Raw genomic sequence first — 23,677 nt, forward strand, 5'->3', positions numbered from 1 at the left:
CTTCGATGTCCTTTCTTTTATAGAATTTCATGGAAAAATAAAAAATGTAAGTTGTTCTTACAGTTTACATGTTCTTTTTAGCTTGTTTTGCGTTATAATGAAAGGATGCACATTATGAACGAATTGGAGGCACAGCCCGATTGACTACTTACCCTTTTGCCTTTGATCCGTCCAAGCCGTTTATTGAGCAGGCAAGTGACTGGATTGCAGATGTATTTTATGAAGTTTTGCCTGAAGTCGGCTTTGAGGTTCGAGATGAACAAATTTATATGGCATTCCAGCTGGAACGTGCCTATAAGGAAAAAAAGACCATTTTCGCGGAAGCAGGTGTAGGTACTGGTAAAACGCTAGTATACCTGCTGTACGCTATTGCATATGCCCGGTATATGAGAAAACCAGCGATTATCGCCTGTGCGGATGAATCATTGATTGAACAACTGGTGAAGCCAGAAGGAGATATCGCCAAGCTGGCGCGGCACTTAAGCTTGACGATTGATGCCCGATTGGGAAAGTCGCCGGATCAATATATTTGCCTAAACAAGCTGGATGAGGTACGAAGCGGGTTGGATGAGGACGCGGATGTTTTCCGCGATATTTACCAAGGCCTGCCTGATTTTGTTCATTTTCCAGATACGTTACAGTCCTTTACTCCATACGGAAACCGCAAAGAGTATCCCGAGCTAACCGATGGGCAGTGGAACAGACTTGGATGGGATGTATTTCAAGACTGCCTCGTTTGTCATCAGCGTCATCGTTGCGGACAGACGTTGTCTCGTGATCATTACCGCAAAGCGGCAGATCTGGTCATCTGCTCTCATGACTTTTACATGGAGCATGTCTGGACCTACGAAGCGCGAAAGCGTGAAGGTCAGCTGCCGTTGCTGCCGGAGCACAGTTCTGTTGTGTTTGATGAAGGGCATTTGCTGGAGACAGCGGCACAAAATGCGCTTACTTACAAGCTTAAGCACACTCAATTTGAGTCTATTATTACCCGACTGCTGGAGGGAGAAGTGCGGGAATCGCTGGCGATGACGATCGAAGATGCAATTTCTCAAAGTGAGACATTGTTCGCCGCCCTGGATAAGAACAGTCAGCCAGTGCAAGGGTCTAATCGCAAGGAATTTATCCTGAATGAATCGTTGATTCGGGAGGTGAACCGTTTTGGTGAACTGATCGGCACGATCGAGGAAGAGCTTGTGTTTGAAAGCGGGTTATTCTCTCTGGATGAGTATCAAGTCAAAATTGTAGAAGAGCATTTGGAAATGATTCAAACGGCTTTGGCTTTGTTTAAACGTCCTGAACTTCTCATTTCGTGGGTGACGGAGGACCAGGGCGGATTAACGCTTGTAGTTATGCCAAAGATGGTAAAAGAGATTCTCAAAGAACGAGTATTTGCACAGCATATTCCAATCGTATTCTCTTCGGCTACACTTTCCGTGGAGGGTTCATTTGACTATATGGCGCAGAGCCTGGGTATTGAAAACCCGCTAACGTTTTCTGTCGCTTCACCTTATGACTACAGTGATCAGATGCAAGCGGCACTGTACCCGCTGCAAACAGGACATAACCCAATCGAGAGAGCGCTGGCGCTGCTGGAGAAATCGCAAGGAAGAGCGCTCATCCTGTTTCCTTCTCAAGAGGAACTGACAGCATTCCAAACGGGTCTCGCAGCTTACCCAGAGGCATCCGCCTATCGTTTTCTGTATGAAGGCTCGGCTGAAATCAGCCATCTGATCTCCGCTTTTCAGCATGATGAGGAAAGTGTGTTGTGCGCTATTACACTATGGGAAGGATTGGACATCCCTGGACCATCCCTGTCCCATGTTATCATCTGGTCGCTGCCATTTCCTCCGAATGATCCGGTTTTTACGGCTCTGCGCAAGGATGCAGCAGATCCGTTCAATGAGATAGATATGCCTCACATGGCACTTAGGCTCAGACAAGGCATAGGGCGTTTAATCCGCTCGCGTAATGATCAGGGCTGGATCTCAATCATGGGTCAGGATTTGAATCGTCCAGAAGTGCGCACACAAGTTGAACAGCTACTGCCTGCGGGCGTAGAATGCACCGTAATTAAAGGAAATCCGGAGGGAATAAAAACATGTTGAATTTTACAGCATACACAGTAGATCAAATTAAAGATGCTTTTGGTATTTTGAGTGGCCAGCGTTATGAATTTATCATTGAGGTAGAGGTAGAGGAAGACGACGAGCTATATACTGAAAACGGGATATATATCCGGGCTCTTTATTTAGTAGACGAAGAAAAGACAAGACTGCTGAAGTATGAATTGTTTGAAAAAGTAACGGATCGTTACATTGAGCTTGAACTTGAAGAGGACGAGCTGCAAGCAGTTGAGAACTTCTGTAAAGAGCATGTACAGGATGGAGCAGTTAATTAATAATAAGGACATTAGCTAGCACAGCTATATACTGTAACCTATAATGAGAATAACAAGGAGCCTTGGCATGATCGGGCTCCTTTTTTCTATGCCCAGTGAAGAAGAGTTTTCTGCTCTAGCGTAGTCTGTCCCATACATTGACCATAAACAGCATAACACTCGCCGCAAGTAACACCCACCCCGTAACGACCCACATTTCAGCCTCTGCAATCGCGTGATTTTTACCGATAATCCCCAATATTAACAATGGCAAACCGATATTATGTATCCAAAAGTGGATACGTGCCAGAACCGTAGCTGAAAGTGCGGGAAAGGCCACATAGATTAGACCAATAATCCCAAGAGTCGTCCAACCCAGCAAATGGATATGAGACTGAATAGGGGACAGGCTATAATCATCCGACACGCCAATGATTACACTAAGCAGCATTCCGAGGGCAAAATATACGGCAGCTATCTTTAAACATTGCTTACCCATAGATGACATCCTCCTATGTTAGCCGCGGGTATTTTGATAGATATCACCATCATATCGAGATAGGATATCAAGGGTGTGGGTGTTGTGAATGGTCCATTTGACAAAAGCTTCAAATACACATAAAATCTTATTGCATCAATACTTACCGTATTACTATGTTTTTTCGGAGAAGACATTAAATGTATCTGACAATGCGTGCTAATTTTTGACCGTTGGTTTATTTTGGATTCGCCATTAAAAGGAGCTTGAATTTATGAATGTATATCGCAATACCCTTGAACTCATCGGGCGTACGCCATTAGTGGAGCTGAATAGCTATTCTCTACCCAGAGGAATACGCCTGTTCGCCAAGCTGGAGTTTATGAACCCCGGCGGTAGCGTAAAGGACCGGGTGGGAAAGGCTCTAATTGAAAAAGCGTTAAAGACAGGCCAGCTAAAGCCGGGCGGGACTTTAATAGAAGCAACAGCAGGTAATGCAGGTATCGGTCTTGCGATGGCTGCGCTTCATTATAATATCTCGGTTATTTTTGCCGTCCCTGAAAAGTTCAGCCAAGAGAAGCAGGACTTGATGAAGGCATTGGGAGCACGTATCGTTCATACCCCGACAAGTGAGGGAATGAAGGGAGCCATTGAAAAAACAAAACAATTGGCTGCTGAAATCAAAGATGCATACTTGCCGCAGCAATTTAGCAATCCTGATAATCCAGAGGCTTATTATACGACAATGGGACCTGAAATTTGGAACGATCTGGACGGTAAAGTCGACGTATTCGTGGCAGGAGCAGGCTCGGGGGGCACATTTATGGGAACCTCGCGTTACCTTAAGGAGCAAAATGCAGCCATTAAAACGGTCATCGTAGAGCCTGAAGGGTCTATTTTGAATGGTGGCGAGTCAGGCCCTCATAAAACAGAAGGAATCGGCATGGAATTGATCCCTGAGTTTGTAGACAAAGGCTATTTTAATGCCATTCATACCATTAGCGATGTGGACGCATTCAACCGCGTCAAGGAATTGGCGGAACGTGAGGGTATCCTCGTTGGCAGTTCCTCCGGTTCAGCCCTGCATGCTGCTTTACTGGAAGCAGAGAGCGCACCGGATGGTGCACATATTGTTACCATTTTCCCAGATAGCAGTGAACGTTATCTGAGCAAAAAAATATATGAAGGCGGGATATAAAATGAGACGCAAAACAAAACTGATTCACGGTGGACTCCCTACCGATCCTCATACTGGCGCGGTTAACGTTCCTATTTATCAGGTAAGTACTTATGAGCAAGAGGAAATTGGTGTTCATAAGGGATACGAATATTCGCGTACAGGTAACCCTACCCGGTTTGCGCTGGAAGAGCTGATCAAGGAACTGGAGGAAGGCAAACGTGGTTTTGCTTTCGGTTCGGGTATGGCAGCGATTCATGCAGTATTTTCCTTGTTTAAAGCAGGGGATCATATTTTGCTGACCGATGATGTATATGGGGGCACTTATCGTATTGTAAGTAAAGTGCTTAGTCGGATCGGGATTGATTCCACATTTGTAGATACAACTGATCTGGAGGCTATTTCCAAAGCAATCCGTCCCAATACGAAGGCATTGTATGTCGAAACACCAACGAACCCGCTGTTGAAAGTTACCGATATTCGCGCAGTTTCAGAACTGGTGAAAAAGCATGAGCTTTTGTTGATTGTGGACAATACATTTGCTACCCCTTATTGGCAGACGCCAATTACACTTGGGGCTGACATCGTCGTTCACTCCGCAACCAAATATTTGGGTGGACACAGCGATGTTGTAGCCGGTTTGGCTGTAGTCAACAGTGAAGAGCTGGGCGAGCAGCTTCATTTTCTGCAAAACGCCATTGGTGGTATTCTCGGCCCGCAGGATTCCTGGTTATTGATTCGTGGTATCAAAACCTTGGGTCTGCGTATGGAAGCAATCGAGAAAAATGCAAAGGAAATTGCAGCCTTTTTGGAAAAGCATCCGAAGGTTAGTAAGGTATATTACCCTGGACTGGAAAGCCATGCACAGCACGAGTTGTCCAAAACTCAAGCTGAAGGCTTTGGCGGCATCATTTCCTTTGATGTAGGTAGCGATGCCAACGCGGTTGCTCTCCTGAAAAAAGTGCAGTATTTTACACTGGCTGAGAGCCTGGGAGCGGTTGAAAGTCTGATTAGCGTTCCGGCCCGTATGACGCACGCCTCCATTCCAGTAGAACGTCGTGCAGAGCTTGGCATTACCGAAGGATTAGTGCGGATTTCGGTGGGGATCGAAGATCTGGAGGATTTGATCGAAGACTTGCAATCAGCATTGTAAGAAAATAAGTGCAATGATCAAGAGAGGTAGCAGAAGCTGCCTCTTTTTTGTTGTGAGCATAGCTTCTTTTTTAGAAAGCACAAAGGAGTACACGGAGGTGGCAACGAATAGTTTTATATAGTTCATTTGAAGGTTAAACCGAATATAACGCAGCTACGTCTCTGAGGAAACAAAAACCTGGAGGGGGAATGTTATGAGGTTCACACATCTGGAAAAAGCAACTACTGTACTGTCGGATCATCCGGTGCGTCTGGCGTCTGCTTATGCAGTGGGTCCAGTCGAGCTTCCGGAGAATTGTGGTGTAGGCAGGGAATGGTCGAGTCATTTTACTCAAAAGGAATGGAATTTGGAAAAGGCTTGTGGTGAAGATGGAATCGAGCTTTCAGCAGGAGGAAAGGCAGCATGCCGATTATTAACCGAGCTTGACCCTCGGACCTCTGAACTGAATCTAGGTGTTTTTCCGCCTTTGGCTGAACAAGAAAGACTTTTGCTGGTTTCAAATCTACGTTGTATGACGGCACAGGAAGTGATTTTCAGACCGTTTGAAGGAACCGGACAAATTTGGATAGATGGCACATTGGTATATGCCGAATCTGGTCCCTTTCGCTTGTTTCTGGAGGAAGGTGATCATACAGTCGTTATCATTGCTGCGTTTATTCCTGATGAGGCCCGCTCTATTCGTATCAGTGGAAGACAGGTGTGCGATGATCCAGATGTGATAGAACTGCATCGTGAATTCGTAGAGCGTAATATACGTAATCATATGGCTTGGTTAGAGGTTGAGAAAAGTGCTGGCAGGGCAGGAGAAGACAGCCCGATTTTGTTTTATTTGCTGCGTAAGGACCGGATACTTCTTCCCTCAAATCAAACGTTATGGGTCGAGGTAACGAATGATGAGGGCAGGAAGCTGGATCAGTTTCCAGCAAATTGGGAACAGGAGCAAAGCTATGCTTGGGATGAGGAGAAGACTGGGAATACGGGAATGCTGCACTTCACCGTTACATATCGGGATCATGAGGCTGTAGAGCATCATTTTGTGTATTCGGTACTTGTGCGGCCTTTGTCAGTCGTCGTGGAGGGCTTGCAGAAAGAGTATGACCAGTACATTCAAGCTTGCGCAAAAGATCCTCTTCATTCTGCACAAAAAATACAAATAGAAGGCCTGCTTGAAGAATTAAACAGGTTGACGGATTTGCCGGAAGACCCTTTTGAAGTCTGGGATTCTCGGGTGGTGCGTGAATATATCAAGCTATTAAAACAAATTTTTATACATGGACATACCCAACAGTCACAGCCCCCATCGTTACTTCAGAAAGAACACATTTTTTTGATGGCTGACGGCATTGGTGAAGGTTTTTTTGTCTCCCGTTTGGACAATAGTCTGCAACGGTATACCATCCAGCTTCCCAGCAACTACACGACTGAGCGACGGTATCCTCTAATTGTTCTGATGCCTGGCAAGCGATATGAGCTGGGACTTCCGGATTTTCAGAATAGAGGTTTTGGGCGAGGCTGGGAAGAGGAAGCTATATTTGTTACTTTTTCGTGTCGTGGCGTTACGCTGGGCAGTTATATTGGAGAAGCTGCCTTCTTGGAGGGGCTAGATGTCATACTGCAGGCGTACCGAGTGGACGAAGAGCGCATCTACCTGACGGGTTACTCGAATGGAGCTTATGCTGCCTGGGCGATGGCACAGGCTTATCCTTCTCGGTTTGCAGCTATTGCGGTTATTTCAGGGACACCCCATCCCAAGCATCTAATAAATCTGTTAAATATGCCAATATTGGATGTGTGTGGAGATCAGGATTACTTATTTGCTCAAGCATACACAGCCCCTGTAACAGAGCTTTCATCGAATCATTTTAAAGGTGTGGTAGAGCGGCAGTCTAATCATTGGGATACACATGAGTTAAGACTTTTGGACGGCATACTGGGTTGGCTTATGCAATGGAAAAGAGTTGCCGTACCTCAGCGTATTGTTTACCGGACAGAACGAGCCAGACATAATCGGGCTTACTGGCTGGAATTAATGCGAATGGATGAAAATGAAGAATATGCCGAGTTGCATGGCGAAATGAGCTCCACAGGTGAATTAGATATCGAAGCTGTACACGCCGAAGAATTTGTGATTCATCTCTCACAAGAGGACATGTCTCAGGAGCTGGCCCAAGTTCGTATCGGAGCTCGCATTTTCATGTTGGATTTGCGAGAATACAACCGCTTTCGCTTTGTTAAAACACAATCGCCCAAACGCCCCTCACCTGAATACCGTTTGATCGCTGAACGGGAGGGAGAGAGCGCAGAGGGCGCTACAAAAAAAGCGGATGCAGCTAGGAAAATTGCCAGCTCACAAAGCGTGGGAAGAAATGATGTGAATCATGGTATGGGGGTGCTTGGCGTTTACATGGATCGACTTCATATCGTTGTTCCATCCAGCTATGCTACACCAGAGGAAGAACAGGCGGTGAAACGAACGGCGAACGCCTTGGCCAGCCCGCGGACAGCGACCTGGAACCCGTACATTGGTGTTCATTATCCGGTGGTGTCTTCTAATGATATTTCAGAGAAAGCACTTGCTGATAGCAACGTGATTTGCATCACTTCAGGCTTGTCCAGACATGAGCTGCTTCAGAAGCATCAAGCTCATCTTCAAATTACATGTACCGAGGACGGGTATACATGGGGTGACGATTTTACGGCAGGCGAGTACTGTTTGTCATATATTCAGCCTAGCCCATGGTCTGCAAACCAGCAGCTGCTTGTCGTAGCGACCAATTCACCACGTATGCTGGGTAAAAATCTTTTTATGCGCAGACTGATTATGCCTGGATATTTTAATGGTCTACACCCGTATTTGAATAAAGAGATTATTGTATATGATAGCAAGGGAGTACGAGCATTCAATTTTACATCCATTAGGTATGCGCAGCAAAAACTGCAAGGTCAATGAAAAACTCAAGAGTGTTATCATAATTTATATTAAAAAACCGTCTGGAGGCACATTGGCCGATCCTGACGGTTTTTTACTGGTTCATTGCAGTGATTCATTGGCTGGTCTACGTCATATATAAAAGGGCGTGGTAGTAGCTCAGCTCTTATACTGTTCCATTAGGTACATGATCTTTACTTCGTCGGCCAGATCTCCAAAGGGTTCTAACGGATTCTCCTGAATGATATGATATAAACGTTGGATTCGTTCCTTTGGCAGCTTTCGAACATATCTGGAAATGAATGCGGCATGGGTGACTACGTAGCGCTTTTTGCGAACAGCGGCACTGGCTACGCGAACGAGAATATCTTCGCCCCCTGCCATTTCCAAAATACGGCGCTCATAAAAAGCCACATATCGGAATGTCCGATCTTTAATCAGCTCGCGATTCAGTCTTGCAACCTCACCAATGTATCTGACCATAAGGGGTTCAAAGCTTTTGATCAGGAGAGGATCGAGCGTTAATTCCATGTCCTTGCGAAGAACAAATGATTGCAGCAAAGCGACCTGCTGAAGTCTTATCCGATCATTGTGAATGAGTACGGCAATCTCGCGTAGCATTTCATAGCAGACACGCTCACTAAGCTGCCGCAGGGCAACTGCGTTCTTATGATTGACGTTCAACCCTTCCTGGATCTGTCCTATACGGCCTCTGAATAGTCGTATAAGCTGCCTACGCTGTTCATAGGGAGCAATGCGCTGCTGTAAAAGGATCAAGGGCAATAGGAGAAGCGCACCGACGATACCACATAGTAGCATTTGCTGTGGCGAGTGACCGAAAAAGACAGAAGCAGCCAGCAGCACGATGCCGACGGCAAGGTCTTTATGAAAATAACGTTTGGCTCTGAGTCTGGCATACTGCTCTACAGGAACCAGCGTATCTCGACCACATGATGTACATTTCTCTTCCCAAAGGGCGGTGAATTGTCCGCAGCGCTTGCAGACTTTCAGCTTTTGGAAGGCATGCTCTGTACGGGTAAAAGTGCGAAATTGCACAGCCTGCTTGGAACTATTCATTGTGCTCACTTCTCCGATTCAGCAGCGCAAGAAGCTCGGTGTCGATTTGTGTAATCGACGGGGCGCGTTTTTTATGTATATAGTAGGTTAGTGATTTAATGACGACAAAAAGAAACATAATCGCCAGACATCCGTATGAGATCATAGTGTACTTCCTCTTTCTACTTAGATTTTTATTTTACTATTTTACATGTGCGGGTTTCGCTAGGGTTATTTTTGTCGTATAAAGGAGAAGGCTGGTGCCCGATTGCCCTTGTTGGGGTATAATTATATCATTACTGCAGGATATTGGTAAAATCTCGCGGTATAATAGGCTTTTTGGTCGCATTCGGGCTTCTCGGGCAGGATTTTCAGCTGGCGCTCATGTAAAACTCATTATAATTTAATAGTAGTGGAGTACAACTGTAATTTAGAATGAGAATTAATCGGCAAAGGGGTACAAGCGATGTTTAGTAGAGACAGAAAATGGTTTTTGGTCATCGGAATCATATGTACAATGATCATGACTTCGATTGCAGCCTGGCAGCCACAGACGGTGAATGCAGCTTCACCCTCAGCTTCTAAAGTGGATGCGGTGCTGGTAGTCGATGTAAGTAATTCGATGAACACCAGTGATCCTGGGAAAATTGGCAACGAAGCCATGAAAATGTTTATTGATATGTTGTCAACGCAAAATGACAAGGTTGGGATTGTAGCGTATACGGATGTCGTACAGCGAGAGAAAGCCTTGCTTAATATTTCATCCGAAGCAGATAAGCAGGAATTGAAGACATTTATTGACGGGCTGAACCGGGGGGCGTATACTGACACCTCCGTAGGTGTCAAGGAAGCGATCCGTATTTTACAGGATGGCAAAACAGCCGGACATGCGCCTATGATCGTTATGTTAGCTGATGGTAACAACGATTTTAATAAGACGACAGGCCGAACTGAAAGCCAATCCACTCAGGATATGGCACAGGCTGTCGCCGAGGCTAAAAAAAGCGGTGTGCCGATCTATACCATCGGTTTGAATGCAGATGGAAAGCTGAATAAAAATAAACTCGCCGACATCGCGCAGCAAACGGGCGGTAAGTCCTTTATTACAAGCTCGGCAGACGATTTGCCAAACATTTTGAGTGAAATTTTCGCCAGTAATCTGAAATTGAAAGTAGTGCCATTGCAGTCCATTACGGCCAACGGCGACTATCAGGACGTTACAGTAACCGTACCAAACGATAGCGTGCTGGAAGCGAACATTTCGATCATGTCCTCGAAACCAGTGGACGCGAGGCTAATAGATCCGTCGGGCAATACGAAGTCGATTCCTTCGAGCGATGTACTGCTGTCCAAGTCCAAAAGCTACTCGTTGATTAAATTGCTCAAGCCGGTGGCTGGGGACTGGAAGCTTCAGGTCAAGGGAGTGCAGCAGGATAAGATTGATATTAATCTGGTATTTAACTATGATTTGGAATTGAAGCTGGACGCACTGCCTGCGAAAACATACAAAAAAGGTGACACGGTTCAAATTCGTTCCTATCTGACGAGCAATAACCAGCCGTATCAGGATCAGGAATTGTATGCGAATATGAATGCTGTCCTGAAGGTTAAGGATCTTGATAGTGGTACAACGAATGAAGTGCCCTTGACTAACGCAGGGGATGCTTTTACTGGCTCCTATACGATTCCTGATGAGCATGACTATGAACTAACCGTCAGAGCAGAGGAAAAGAGCTTTTACCGTGAAACGCAGCCTGTAACCATCAGTGCCAAAGCTGGAGCAGCAAGCGGTACAAATACTGGCACAGCTCAGCCTACGACGCCTGCTGAAAAGTCTAAGCTGCTGCCATTCATTCTTTTGGGTGTGGGACTGCTTGTTCTGCTAGTGGCGGCATATTTCATCTGGAAGACTATTAAAAAAGCCAATCGTGGCTTTGTCGGCCAAATCGTACTGGAAATCCGGGATGAAAATACCGGCGAAAAAACATACCCGCAGTATAAGAAGCTGAACACCTTCCGGGGCAAATTCAATTTACACCAGTTGCTGCAACTGGCGCCGGAATTTGCTGGAACCGATAAGGTCGTGTTCACGCCAGCGAACCAGGATCGCATTGTGGTGCGTAGTACTCCGGAGATTACGATTGAAAAATCCGGGCGCGCTGTGGACACAGGCAACGGTCTTGAACTGAAAAACGGTGATCGTCTGACGATCCCGCTGGCTAGTGTGGACAAAACCATTTTACTGGAGTTTATTTCAGTAAACAGCTAAACGAACCCTTAGGAGGTCATATCTATGAAACCAGTAGTTAGAGAGCATATCCAACAATTAGACGTATCACTCGGCGGAGGGATCGTAAGCGATAAGATCAGAGTAGACACCATTGATAATCCTATTTTAATTATCGGGCTTGGAGGAACGGGGATTGATGCCCTTCTCCGCCTGAAATATCAAATCAATCGCAGATTTAAGCTGCCAGCAGATCCGATTTCCAAGAAAAAGAGCGAGAAGCCGGATAATGTCGAATTTCTCGCTTTTGAAACGAATGAACAAGACCGCAACAAAAAATACAAAGGGATTGGTTTGGACCCTATCAATGAATTTGTATTGCTGTCCAATGCAGAAATCGGTGGATTGCTGCAAAATCGCAGTATTCTAGAGCCATATATCACTGACTGGCTGTCTCCTGAGCTAAGCATTACCGACGGTATGAACGGGGCAGCAGGGGTACGTCAGGCTGGACGGTTGTTATTGTTCACCAAAATCAATCAGGTCGTACAAAGCATTGACAAAAAAATCAAAACCCTGTCTGAAGGCACTAATAAGAAGCTTATGGTATTCCTGCTGTCTGGATTGTCCGGCGGTACAGGGAGTGGTACTTTCCTCGATATCTCATATATCGTCCGAGGCATCATTGAGCGCGATTACGGTTCCGCTGGTGTAGACCGTGTTAACACACTGGGCTATCTGTTCACGCCGGATATTAATCTGGCGAATAAAAGCCTGAGCGAGCATACGCGTGAATATATTAAAAAGAACGGCTATGCTGCATTGAAAGAGCTGGACTACTGGATGAATGTGGACAGTCGTGGCGAACGCTTTAAGCAACAGTACGGTAACATTTTGACTGTAAACTCGCCGCTGCCTCCGTTTAATCTGTGTCACCTTATTTCGGCTACGAATACAGAAGGCAAACTGCTGGAAAATGCTTATGATTACTGCATGAATGTCACCGCCGAGAACATTACCAACTTTATGGCGAGTGAGGAAAAACAGTCGGGCGAAGAGTTCGCCATTCATGACTATATCAGCAACATTCGTACCAATATCGCACAAATGAATAAGGCGTATCCGGCAAACTACGATTACAATATTATCGGAGCTTCCTCGGCAGTGCTGCCGATGGAGGAAATGACGACATACCTGGCTTACCGGATGTTTGGTAAAATGTCCAAAATGTTTGAGCAAGCGCCGAATCAGGAGGACGTAGAGAAGTTTGCCCGCAAGCTGGGTGTCGATCTGGATAGCATGATCAAAAACTTTGAATCCCGTGTACCTGAACCCCTTCCGGGTTTTGAAAACAGTGAGCGGTTAAGTTATAACAATGTTGTTAAAATGCAAGTCGTAAATATGGATACCGAACTGGAGCAAACGTTCCTGACGCGCGCTCGCGAAGAATATATCAAAGCAAAGAAACAGCTTCCTGGCGAAATTGTAGGACAGTTTACGGATCAAATCCGCCGTATGTTCCTGCATCCTGAGCAAGGGCCGTTTTATGTATCCCGCATGATTTATACTGAAAAAGGATTTAGCTTGCTGAAAATGCTGCTTTCCTATGTTGAAGCGCTGCGTGAATCACTGCACCGGATTCCAACGGATATTGAATGGGCGCGTGAGCAGGCGAACGAGAAGCTGGGTGATGCCAAGAGCGCATTTGTATCCAAGGATAAAAAGAAAAATGCTTATATTGAAGCAAAAATCAACGAATATTGGCTGCGGGCTGATGTGGAACGTACAGAGCAGCTCATTGAATTTTATGAAGACTTGTATGACCTGCTAAACAAAGAAAATAACCGCATTTATAATGTATTTACTGAAATTTTGAACGCGCTGAGTGCCATTTTCGAGAAGAATGGTGATTTGCTGATTAACGGCGAGGAGCAGTCCGATCATAAAGGCAACAAAACGTACTATTGGAATTTGGTAAGTGTACCGGATATTTCGGAAGTTGTGACCAAGCTGCTGGATAACCGCAATGGTGACGATTTGATTCGTGATTTTGCCCAAGAATTGCTGGAAAATTCAGACCAATGGGTGAAGGATCAGGATATGGACATCATCAGCTCGATCTCCAATTTCTTGACTGACAAATTTGGCGATCTCATTACTCGTTCCATGGAAGATTTCCTGGTCATGAAGTATGGGCAGGACGAAGCGATTGAAAAATTTGTGGAGCGTTACATTGCAAGCAAGCTGGATGAGGAGGCTGTACCTGTCTTCCATCTGAGTAACAGTTCTGGCAATTTGTACTTCCCCTCATGGGGATTCGTTTCGGTACCTGTACAGTCGCCTAATATCCTGAAAGGCGTTCGCAATTATCAAAATAATGCCATTGGTAAATCGCACTTTACTATTAAAGAAAGTGAAGTTCGTAACCGGATTTTCTGGCTCAATACGCGTAATGGTGTTCCTCTGTTTGTATATACACCGCTCAAAGTGTATGAAGAGAGCTATGAGAAAACCATTCTTGACCGTGAGGGTATTGGCCGACATCTGGTGCAGACAGGACAGAACAACTGGACGAATCTGCCGTCGCCGATTCCTGAAAAATCATGGGGAGAAACTTACGTCAACTCGCGTGTGCAAGCTCACAATGCCCGCATTCGTAATGATTTCGACCGGGCCAAGTCACTCGGCGTGATTCGGGAGAAGGATGTTGATCAAAATACAAGCAGCCGCTTTACTGTAATCCGCTCACAAGCGCTAGATCTGAATGCACTGCTGGCAGGCTATGATATGCGCTTGCAGGAATCCAAGCCGAATTTGGGTGAGGTGAAAAGAGCATGGTCTGAGCTGAAGCGCCTACTGGCTGAAGGGCTTGATCAGGCCGGAAGCAAGGATATTTTTGGCAGCATCAATGAAGAGATGGCGAAGGAAAACCTGATCCGTTCACCAGAGCTAACGCAGGTGGTTCGTGATGAACTGGCGAAATATGTACAAATCGAAGCAAAAGCCGCCGAACTGGAAGCACTGCTGAGCAAATATCAGGATGAAGAAAAATGGTTGGATCAGTTCATTCAGGCACTCTATACAGATACAATTACGAAAAAAGGCGCTTTGTACGTCTATGATCGTGATGAAGAGGAAGAAGCCTGGGAGCCGTTTGCCAACGTCATGAAAAGCCGCAATTACGTGGAGTTTGAAGTGTTTACAAACTTCCGCGGGCTGGATGAAAAGAAATTTGCAGCTCTAATGCGCAAGGCGGATCGCCGTGATGCTGTACTGACTTCATCTGAGGATATTACACCACTGCTGTCGAAGTTGGATGAGCTGGCTGCCATCTACACAGAGGCTCGCAATCAATTGGAATATGAAAAGGTAGAGCTGGCTAATGGAGCGGAACTTTATGCATTTTATGCTCAAATGGCTGGAAAATTAAACGACATTCGTAGAAAGTTGAAGTAAGTATGAGAGAGCAGCTGTTACGTTATGCGGCTGACTATGCAGCCGCAGAGGACCAATTAATCGGAAGCGGGGATGGACGCAGCAGCATCCATTTCCCGTCCGTGTTTCTTTTTATCGGCGATCGCATGAGCCCGGTGATGAACACAATTGCAGATATCAACCGGACCAAGTGGGATAACAGCAGAGGGGTAACCTATATTCAGATTTGCTCGCAGGAAGAACATGCGGCTGTAGACCGTTCGGTGGATGCCATTGTTCATACGATAGCAGTACCCGAAGAAAGTAGCCATCAAACGCTACGCCGTGACCTGCACCAGGCTTTTTATACACATGAATCAAAGCTAATTGAACTTAACACCGCGTTGCGCCGGGCCAGTGGACATCTAGCAGATTACGGTCGGTTGTATTCCTCATTCGAGCGTGTACATTTGTCGATCTTGACAACAGCGGATGATCCCATGAACGTACTAATTCCTGAAATTACACTGTTGGCAGAGTATATTTTTGCGCAATCTTTTAAATCGGTACAAATGGATCTGTATGTGTTGGTGAGTGAAAGCGATCAGGTTGCTCAATTCGGCTACAGTAGTGCAACGTCCGTTGCTTTTATGCGGGAGTTGGACTATATTCAGAGCCCAGCATATACGTTCACCGCACCGCTCCATATGACCGAGGACAAATTGACCATCCCGGTATCCCATGCTCCATCTCCGTTGTTCGATCTTGTCTATGTGCTGTCTGACAAGAACGAGCGAGGCGTAACGGTGCCGAATAGCTTGCGCGAGAGCTGTGATATTATTTGTCACATTCAGCTTCTTAAAAACCGTTATCAGGCAGGGGATTCCTATCGGTCACAGGATGGGGGCTACAATAATACATCTTTTAAAAATAACATCATGACGGAATCCGGGCGGCAGGGTTATGTGTCGGCCGGATTTTCCCGGGTTAACCGACCTAATCAGTCGATTGCGCTTACGGTGTTGTATCACTTTTATGTGAAGCTGTTAGAGCGTATGAAAACAGAGCAGGAATGGGACATACGCGATAAGCTGAATTATTTTGGTTTAGATGCTGCTGAGCGCAGTCGCACGCGAAATGATCTAGTTCCTGGCAATGAGGCGATCATGGACATGAGCGCACTAATGACAAGCGGAGCCAGTTACGGCTCGCTGAAACGAATGACATTGCGTGAGGCAGAGGAAGCCTTGTTTGGTCAGGGTTGCGAAGCCTTTTTCCGCGACAACTGCGAACGGATCGTACATAAGCGCTTGGGAGATTTTCAGGCGGATATGCGTTTGCAGGTGGCCGTAAACGAAGCGGCTAAGGAACATCCTCAAATCGGCTTTTTCGAGCTGACAGCTTGGACGGATGAAAATCAAACAGGGAATGTACTTACAGCTGTTCGAGGACTGATTCGTGATACGTCCAATGATTTGCAGATTAGTGCAGCCGAACTGGATGCCTTGTACAGCGGACGAGTAGAGGATCAGCCCTTTCAACGGCTGCCACTTATGGATAAACATAATGTGCGCAGCTTGATCCGTTACCTGACTGAAACAGTCTATGGGCATAAAATGCACATGCTGCGGATTCAAGTGGATTTGGAGCTACTTCGCCGCTATGAACTGGCACTGGAAAAGTGGCATGCACAGGCGAAGCATATTACAGTACAGCTTGCCAACCTGGAGCGTGATTTGCATCAAGCTGCAACGGACAGTATTCGGCAAGCTGACAGTTACACAGGCCAAAACCTGTTCGAGTATTATGAGCGTGTGACGGAGGATGTCATGCGTGAGCTGGAAAGCAAGCGGGGGAAATCTATATTCTTTGACACCCGGCATATGGGACCTGTATCTGGGCTGCTGGATGAAGGTCTGTCTGCGCTGGTGGATAGACTTACGCAGACCTGCCGTACCTTGATTCTTAGCTCACAACCGTTTAATCAGACATTCGAAGAAGAATTATTACGACGTGCTAATGTAGCTGCTGCATATGAAAATCGGCTGGTCGTTCCGAAGGATGAGCTGTTTAAAAAGCTGTATCAAACGTTGGAAGAGCATGGCGGAATTAATGTACGTTTGCTTGACTATACCCATGAGCATCGGTATGAAGAAAAGTATTTCTTTGGTGACTACGAAGGTGAATTTCTCCCTTATGCGATGGACGTGGACATTACTTCGCGAATTTACAAGCTGGGTTTTGTGCATGAGCGTCGCAGCAGTGGGGTGGAAAAACTGCATTTGATGGGCGGCTTCCATCTGGAGGATCTGATGGTTTACCGCAACGGCAAAACGTATTATGAGACTTATACTGCGAATGGTTTCGTGTTTCATGGAATCGACGTGAACCGGTTGCCGGAATTGCGGTAGCCACATATTATCCTACTTTAATGATGGAAGGAAGCAACGAATCTTATGAAGCAACGTAAATTTAACGTTCTCCTATTGGTGTTCGGCTTGCTGGGCGCTGTAGTGGGCTTCATCTTGGGAGAGCTTATTCTTCACAAATTGATAGGCCACTGGCCGCATATTATCGTGGTCGGGCTGTATTTTGGCATCATGACATTGTGTATTGGTCTAGGCTGCCTTATCGGCGAACTGATTTCACCACACTTAAATGGACATTCCTGGCGACAACGATACTCTGGATTGTCCTGGAAATTGCTAGTACCTGCTACACTCGTCATGTTGTTCGTGGCAGGTCTATTATTGGAACTGGGTTATCAGGTTAACCCTGAAGGGCGCAAGAGTGTACAGGATCTCGTGCTTGTGATTGATAATTCTGGGAGTATGCAGCAAACAGATCCCGATAATGAACGCCTAACGGCTGCCAAGAGTCTAATTGGGCAAATGGATGGAGACAAGCGCGTAGCCATTGTTTCATTTGAATCCACTGCGCAGTTGGTACAGCCATTCACTCCCGTTGGCACAGACGCAGAGAAGCAAGCGGTTTATTCCAAAATCGATAGCATGCAAACTATAATGTCAGCCGGTACAGACATCGGGCTTGCTTTGGACGAGACGATCAAGGAGATTGAAACCCAAGGCAATGCGGAAAAAGGTTCTCTCGTTATTATGCTCTCTGACGGCTTTAGCGAACTGGATACGCAAACTGCATTGGCTCCTTACATTGACCGTCAGATTCCGATTAATACAATCGGGCTGAAGCTGGCAGAATCGGAGGGTATAGCTTTATTGCAAAATATTGCTAACTTAACGGGCGGAACTTATTCCAATGTGGCTAATGCCCAAGGACTTACGCAGGCATTTGGTAAAATATATGACAAGATCGGTGATCGCACGCTGGTAACGGAGCGGACAGGTGAGTATGCCGACAGTGTGTATTTTGCCATTTATCGTGTAACGGCTCTGGTTATTATCGGGGTTCTATTGGGACTGGCACTTGGGCTGATGTTTGATAACCGTTTTTTGGCGCGGAATTTCGCGATTGGTGGAGTTCCAGCCGGCTTGCTCGCTGGCTTGATTTTGGAAAAGGGGTTATCTGGCTCACCTATAGGTGACTTGATGATTCGTTTGCTAGCAGCGCTCGTACTGGCGTCTCTTATTGCTGTCTTTTCACTTATTCTGCCGATTGCGGAAAATACTCGCCGATCTTCTGGTGGTGGAAGTCAAGGTGGGCCATCAGGCCACCGAAGAGGGGCGCCGGAAGGGCCAACGCGCAATCGACGCAGTAGTGGATTTTAGAACTGGAGGCTGGAACATATGCAGTATAAGGATGCACAGCCCGGTGATCCTGTTATTTCGGAGCTGAGTCACAAAATTGACGATAATCAGGTCGTGTTACGCTGGCAGTGGCCTGAAGGAGCAGCTGTAGTATATATTGCCAAACAATCAACCGATGCAGGTATGAATGGGCAGAATGAAGCACTGCCTTTTTCTAAGCTGAAACTTTTTACACGCGAGGAATATAAGGCTGCTGGCAGTTACCGAGATCGAATTGAAGGCATTGGACGTGTGCGTTATACCGTATACCCGGCTGTTCGGGAGAATGGTGACACCTTCGTAATCCGTCAGCAAGACGGAGCCAACCAGCTGGAGCTGAGTACGGGGAGAGCTAAAATTAAATATGCGGTTCACCATAAAAAAAGCTGGTTTCGCAGCCGCAAAACAGTCCAAATTCAGGTGACAGCCGAAGTCCCTGTTCCGCAGGAGGCGCTTTGCTACGTGAAGAAGCGTGGTGGCTATCCGGCAGACCGGGAAGATGGAACCTTGTATCCGTTCACGGCATCCTTTGCCGCAGGACGGAATGTCTTACCCGCTATTGAAGTGGGGGGAGATGAGTATGTGCGGCTGTTTTTTACGGACGGTCAGAAGTATGGCACGATATATGAGTTAGTCCCTGAATGAAAGGAGGCCAAAACCGATGAGTTTTCTTAGCAATTTATTCAGAAGAAAGCCACAGGCAGAGCCAAGGCCGTTATTTTATGATATTGTGTGCCCTTATTGCTTCAGTAAATTCTCCCCGGAGGAAGTGGTATTCCGCGCTTCACATCACCGTGAAGATGATGAGGATTATGCTTTGGGTGAAGATGAGCTATTGAACAAATATCGGGAGCGTTTTGGCTTGGATAGTGTACATGATATGGAGGCAATTCTTCATCCCTATGATGTACCTGAGGAGCATCGCTTGTATTCAGATCACGTCCTGACAGGTCTTACGGACCGTTACGGGGAGCTGACCCGTCATCGACTGTGTCCACACTGCCATAACGAGCTGCCTGTGACCGCAGGCAAAGTGCCGAGCAACATCATTTCAATTATTGGAGCTTCGCAGGCGGGGAAATCTGTATATATGACCTCGCTGATTCACACGCTTCAGCATGTGACAGCCGATCATTTTGACGCGGCTTGCATGCCGCTCAATGCAGAGATCAGCCGCAAGTTCCGCACCATGTACGAGGAACCACTATTTGAACGAGGCGATCTGCTTACATCAACGCAAAAGGAAAAGATGCAGGAGCCTTTTATTTTCCAGTTTGTATTTAAGGATGAGGAAAAGCCGCCACTGACATTGGTATTTTTTGATGTGGCTGGTGAAGGGATGGTTGATCAGGACTATCTGGGACTGCATGGACAGCATATTAAGAATTCTGCGGGTATTCTTTTTATGGTCGATCCCTTGCAAATTCGTTCTATCCGGGAACGGATCAAGATTAATCTTGGCGATAAGCCTGGTGAATTTGTCTCGCAATATGATGAACCACGTGATGTCGTACTTACGATGTTCGGTGACTTTATTGCATACCAGGAGAAAGGCAAGACGGACATTCCAACCGCTGTGGTCCTGACCAAAAGCGATATGCTTACTGCGCTGGCAGATGAAGAAGGCACATATATCAAGACAAACAGCAATATTTTTAATCCAATGGAACATCGCAAATACATGGATTTGGATGAGTTTGCGAACATTGATGGCGAAGTTCGGCGCTTTATCGAAAAGGTGGATAAACCGTTCAAGGGCACAATGGATGTATATTTTACAGATACAGCCTATTTCGCGGTGTCTGCTCTTGGCAGCAATCCAGTGGAACAAAAGCTGCAGGGGTTGGTTAGTCCCATCCGTGTAGATGAGCCGTTCATTTGGCTGCTCTATAAGCTGAAGTACATTGAGGGGAGAGAATCGCAGTGAGTTATTCTACCTCTCATATGATACAGCAACAAATGTACACACGGGAACGGCGCGGTATTTTCCGTTCTACCGAAGGCTTTGATACTGTGGCTAATTCCAAAGGGCTGGATGCTTCATTTATAAAAAAGGTGTTGCATCCTTTATGTGTGTATGATGCACCTGCGGCGTTGACAGCGCGTGGCGAGAAGCAGGAGAGTGTCTATCCAGAAGCTCTACACCTTGTACGGACGGAATCAGGGGATGTAGTGCTCGGGCGCAGTATTTATAAGGCAGCGGATTTCACTGGGTTACGAAGCGCCTTTTTTACGCATAACTACGTGATTCCGGCCGGACATGGAGAGTCTCCGTCTGATTACAAGCAGTGGCTGAACACTTCGTTTGTCGATACCTATGACATTGAGCAGGGAACGGAATTGCCGGAATTAGAGCGTCTACCGGGTGGAAGTGTATTTCCTGCTGTTGACCCGTCTGCCGTGCTGGCTCAATTACAGCTGAGCGAAGAAGTATTCAAGCAGCTTCTTTACGCAGTGATGATGTCAGCTGCGGGTCGCAAAAAGGTATATGTGGCGCTGAATGTTCCGGCAGAAGCGGTAGCATCTTCAGCCAAGCAGCTGCTGGGTGTATTGTATGCGGCACTGCCTTATGCATTTCGGAACAGACTCGGATTTCTTACATATGCGCAGGAACCGAACAGCAGAAAAGGCATTCACTTAATGTTCGTGGAGCCTTTCAGTCTACGTCCCGGCGATCGGAATGTGGAAAAGGACTTTGTATTTGACCTGTCTAGTCATAGTCGAATACTTAATGTGGATATAGAGCAGGTGAAACAGCCGTATTTTGACTGGATTGTCCGTACACTGCTGAATGGCGGAGCACCGGACGATTTTCTCAAATTTGCCGAGCAAATGCTGACAGGCATGGAGGCAGGGCGTGAACTCATGCCTTCCAGCTATCATGAGCTCATTACGCTGTACAGAATTGAGCAGGGAGAGCGGTCATTATACAACGAGCAACGAATCGCTGTGTTACGAAGCTTGACTGATTATTTATCGCCATCCGATGCGCTACCACGTAAAATGCGGCTGAATGATCTGTTTCTGTCCTTTTTTGATCATGAGTTTGATCGGGTGAAGGATGGGTACATTCCTGATGTAGGGCTGGTTGATTGCTTCAAGGACTATTATAAAGCTCATGCACGCAGTAGTGAAAATCGGCTGGTGGAATATTTAATCCGTTCGCTAAACAACGCTTATACTGCCAAGAATACGGAAGCGGTCACGTACATTTATCATACGATTGAAGAAAATCCGTCATTAGGAAAAGCCTATTTTACGAAAGTACTGGGTAATCCGGCGCTTACCAAAATGCTATTTATACCCTACATGGATAGTCAGATGAAAAGAACAACTGATGCAAAGGGTCTGCTGGCCGTGGTGCATGAATGGGGTAGTCGGTATATCGAAGTGTCGGCGAATGCCGATTTTCAGCTTCTGGCCGAATCTGCGTTGATGGGCAAGCTGCGTGCTGAGAGAAGGCCTGTAGAGGCTGTGGCTGCGATTCACCAGCGCTTGCGGCAATGGAACAGTAGTTCTGCCGTAGGCACATTGTCCCCGCTGGAGCAATCCGGATTGACAGAGCGCTTGCAGGAAGCATCAGATCGGTACTTGCTCACTGAAGTGGAGCTAAAGGAAATATCCCCTGATCAAGTTGTACAAATTCCGTTTTTCACACGGCCTGATTTGGTGCAGTGGGTTGGCAAGCTACCAGCTCCGCTCAAGGGACAAGCAGTGCGGTTGATTGCAGCTTATGATTGGTTTAACACGGAAGACCCAGAGCCATCGGTGCTTGACGGCCTAGAGCCAGGTGAAGTAGAAAAGGTGCAGGATTGGGCTTACGGTTGGTTGCCTCAGCAGCTTGCAGAAGGCCATTTTGCCCGTCTATTGCCAGCTTTCTATCGTTCTGACGGGTCAGGAGAAGGAATAATGGATTTTGCTCGCCTGGTCAGTTCGATCCGCAAATGGGCGAAGGATAACGATACGATGTACCGTTTTATCCGCTGGTCAGAAGAACATGCTGAGTTTGCTACTCCACGTGGTGGTTTTGAACCAGCCTATCGGCGTGCATTGCTTGTATTCTTCCAAAAGGAAGGGCGAGAGGGACTGCATAAAAAAACGCTGTGGCGCCAATATTTTGAACCAGCTAGGCCTGTTTTTAAAAGTTTCTATCAGTCAGCAAAGCGTGAGACAGATACGTCTTTGGTCAAAACGCTTCGTCGTTTCCGTAAAGGCGGGGTGATTTCGGGGATTGTATTAATCGTCATTGCAGGTACATTAGGCGGTTTGAAAGCAGGCGGGGTCATTGGATCTATTGACACACCAACACCTGCTGCTGCTCCAAAGCCTGTACAACAGCCTGTAGAGCCTACAGTGCCTGTAAAAGAGGAGCCTACTGCCATAGTGACGCATATACCTAACACCAAGTCCACAACCAAAATGGTCAAGCTGTTGTTTGCATTTCAAACATCAGCAGAGCAGGCAGAATTTAAGCCCAAAAAACTCGTCATTGTCGGCGCTGATCAACAGGAGCACTCATACGAAAATTTTACGCTTGCTGAACAGAACGACAAGGAAGCAGCCAGTAAAGCTAACAATGATACGTCCGGTGATGTTAACGCCGGAGGCATTGCTCCTAAAAATACCACAGCAAATGGAGAATCCACAGGCAGTGGTTCTACAACTCGGAGTGATACATCCCAGGGAAAAAGCGCTGATCAGACTGGAGCTGTGACAGGCAACACGGACGGAGGCACGACTTCAGAGATATCTACTAAGGGTAGCGGTATAGCAACCGATAACACCACGACCAGCACGTCCGATAATACTACAGGGACCACAGAATATGACCTCGACAAGTATCCTTATCGTACACTGTTGACTCTTTGGCAGCGTCTGGAGCTGAATGATGATAGCACGGTTACTGTTGATGGAAAAGATTATCCGCTGGTTCAAGTAAAGCTGTAAAGTAAGCAACTATAAGATGATAAAAAGACGGGTTCCTTTTAGGGCCCGTTTTTTATGTATAAGTTTATATATAGAATGTTTTCGTAAATTTGAAAATTCTTTATTTAGTGACGACCATTTTAAGAAGGTATTGACACCCAATAGGCAACTGA

Annotated in this window: 15 protein-coding genes; 12 read left to right on the forward strand and 3 right to left on the reverse strand. The window is 46.4% G+C overall.

Annotated features, from left to right (window positions below; all coding sequences use genetic code 11):
• Positions 1-140: 140 nt before the first annotated feature.
• Both ABEW32_RS22590 and ABEW32_RS22595 read left to right on the forward strand, forming a co-directional pair.
• Positions 141-2,108 carry an ATP-dependent DNA helicase gene (locus tag ABEW32_RS22590; protein ID WP_430191947.1) on the forward strand — a complete coding sequence of 656 codons (1,968 nt, stop codon included), beginning with the start codon at positions 141-143 and terminating at the stop codon, positions 2,106-2,108.
• On the forward strand, positions 2,102-2,401 hold the full coding sequence (locus ABEW32_RS22595; protein WP_430191949.1) for a DUF6509 family protein: 300 nt from the start codon (positions 2,102-2,104) through the stop codon (positions 2,399-2,401). Before ABEW32_RS22590 ends, ABEW32_RS22595 begins: the two co-directional genes overlap by 7 nt.
• Before the next feature lie 115 nt (positions 2,402-2,516).
• On the opposite strand, the gene ABEW32_RS22600 is transcribed toward ABEW32_RS22595, so the two are convergent.
• Positions 2,517-2,879, reverse strand: coding sequence for a hypothetical protein (locus ABEW32_RS22600; protein ID WP_430191951.1), 363 nt, complete (start codon positions 2,877-2,879; stop codon positions 2,517-2,519).
• A 253-nt stretch (positions 2,880-3,132) separates the two neighbouring features.
• Between ABEW32_RS22600 and ABEW32_RS22605 the strand changes: the two genes are divergently transcribed.
• The 3 genes from ABEW32_RS22605 to ABEW32_RS22615 all read left to right on the forward strand — a co-directional run bounded on the left by ABEW32_RS22605 (position 3,133) and on the right by ABEW32_RS22615 (position 8,138).
• Positions 3,133-4,056: a PLP-dependent cysteine synthase family protein gene (locus ABEW32_RS22605; RefSeq protein ID WP_063212712.1), complete on the forward strand. Its 924-nt coding sequence runs from the start codon at positions 3,133-3,135 to the stop codon at positions 4,054-4,056.
• A 1-nt stretch (position 4,057) separates the two neighbouring features.
• Complete coding sequence (locus tag ABEW32_RS22610) at positions 4,058-5,188, forward strand: bifunctional cystathionine gamma-lyase/homocysteine desulfhydrase (RefSeq protein WP_430191953.1); 1,131 nt, start codon at positions 4,058-4,060, stop codon at positions 5,186-5,188.
• Between the two features lie 193 nt (positions 5,189-5,381).
• Positions 5,382-8,138, forward strand: coding sequence for a PHB depolymerase family esterase (locus ABEW32_RS22615; RefSeq protein WP_430191955.1), 2,757 nt, complete (start codon positions 5,382-5,384; stop codon positions 8,136-8,138).
• 138 nt (positions 8,139-8,276) lie between these two features.
• Here ABEW32_RS22615 and ABEW32_RS22620 read toward each other — a convergent pair whose 3' ends face one another.
• Together ABEW32_RS22620 and ABEW32_RS22625 are read right to left on the reverse strand one after the other, a co-directional pair.
• On the reverse strand, positions 8,277-9,194 hold the full coding sequence (locus ABEW32_RS22620) for a hypothetical protein (protein ID WP_430191957.1): 918 nt from the start codon (positions 9,192-9,194) through the stop codon (positions 8,277-8,279).
• Complete coding sequence (locus tag ABEW32_RS22625) at positions 9,187-9,339, reverse strand: hypothetical protein (RefSeq protein ID WP_430191959.1); 153 nt, start codon at positions 9,337-9,339, stop codon at positions 9,187-9,189. Before ABEW32_RS22625 ends, ABEW32_RS22620 begins: the two co-directional genes overlap by 8 nt.
• Positions 9,340-9,639: 300 nt before the next feature.
• On the opposite strand from ABEW32_RS22625, the gene ABEW32_RS22630 reads away from it, so the two are divergent.
• From ABEW32_RS22630 to ABEW32_RS22660, 7 genes are read left to right on the forward strand one after another with little or no spacing between them, the layout of a single operon-like run.
• Positions 9,640-11,442, forward strand: coding sequence for a vWA domain-containing protein (locus ABEW32_RS22630; RefSeq protein ID WP_430191961.1), 1,803 nt, complete (start codon positions 9,640-9,642; stop codon positions 11,440-11,442).
• 24 nt (positions 11,443-11,466) lie between these two features.
• Positions 11,467-14,856 (forward strand): tubulin-like doman-containing protein, encoded by a 3,390-nt coding sequence (locus tag ABEW32_RS22635; RefSeq protein ID WP_430191963.1) that lies wholly within the window; start codon positions 11,467-11,469, stop codon positions 14,854-14,856.
• Positions 14,857-14,858: 2 nt separating this feature from the next.
• A complete protein-coding gene (locus ABEW32_RS22640; protein WP_430191965.1) occupies positions 14,859-17,225 on the forward strand; it encodes a transcription initiation factor TFIID in 2,367 nt (788 codons plus the stop codon).
• Positions 17,226-17,270: 45 nt separating this feature from the next.
• The gene (locus ABEW32_RS22645; protein WP_430191966.1) at positions 17,271-18,560 is read left to right on the forward strand and encodes a vWA domain-containing protein; all 1,290 of its coding nucleotides are present in this window, start codon (positions 17,271-17,273) and stop codon (positions 18,558-18,560) included.
• An 18-nt stretch (positions 18,561-18,578) separates the two neighbouring features.
• The gene (locus ABEW32_RS22650) at positions 18,579-19,223 is read left to right on the forward strand and encodes a beta-mannanase (RefSeq protein WP_430191968.1); all 645 of its coding nucleotides are present in this window, start codon (positions 18,579-18,581) and stop codon (positions 19,221-19,223) included.
• Between the two features lie 16 nt (positions 19,224-19,239).
• The gene (locus ABEW32_RS22655) at positions 19,240-20,505 is read left to right on the forward strand and encodes a TRAFAC clade GTPase domain-containing protein (protein WP_430191970.1); all 1,266 of its coding nucleotides are present in this window, start codon (positions 19,240-19,242) and stop codon (positions 20,503-20,505) included.
• A complete protein-coding gene (locus ABEW32_RS22660) occupies positions 20,502-23,525 on the forward strand; it encodes a GAP1-N2 domain-containing protein (protein WP_430191972.1) in 3,024 nt (1,007 codons plus the stop codon). Before ABEW32_RS22655 ends, ABEW32_RS22660 begins: the two co-directional genes overlap by 4 nt.
• Positions 23,526-23,677 lie beyond the last annotated feature (152 nt).

This window comes from Paenibacillus jamilae, assembly GCF_050482105.1.
In the GTDB taxonomy this organism is placed as follows: domain Bacteria; phylum Bacillota; class Bacilli; order Paenibacillales; family Paenibacillaceae; genus Paenibacillus; species Paenibacillus jamilae_B.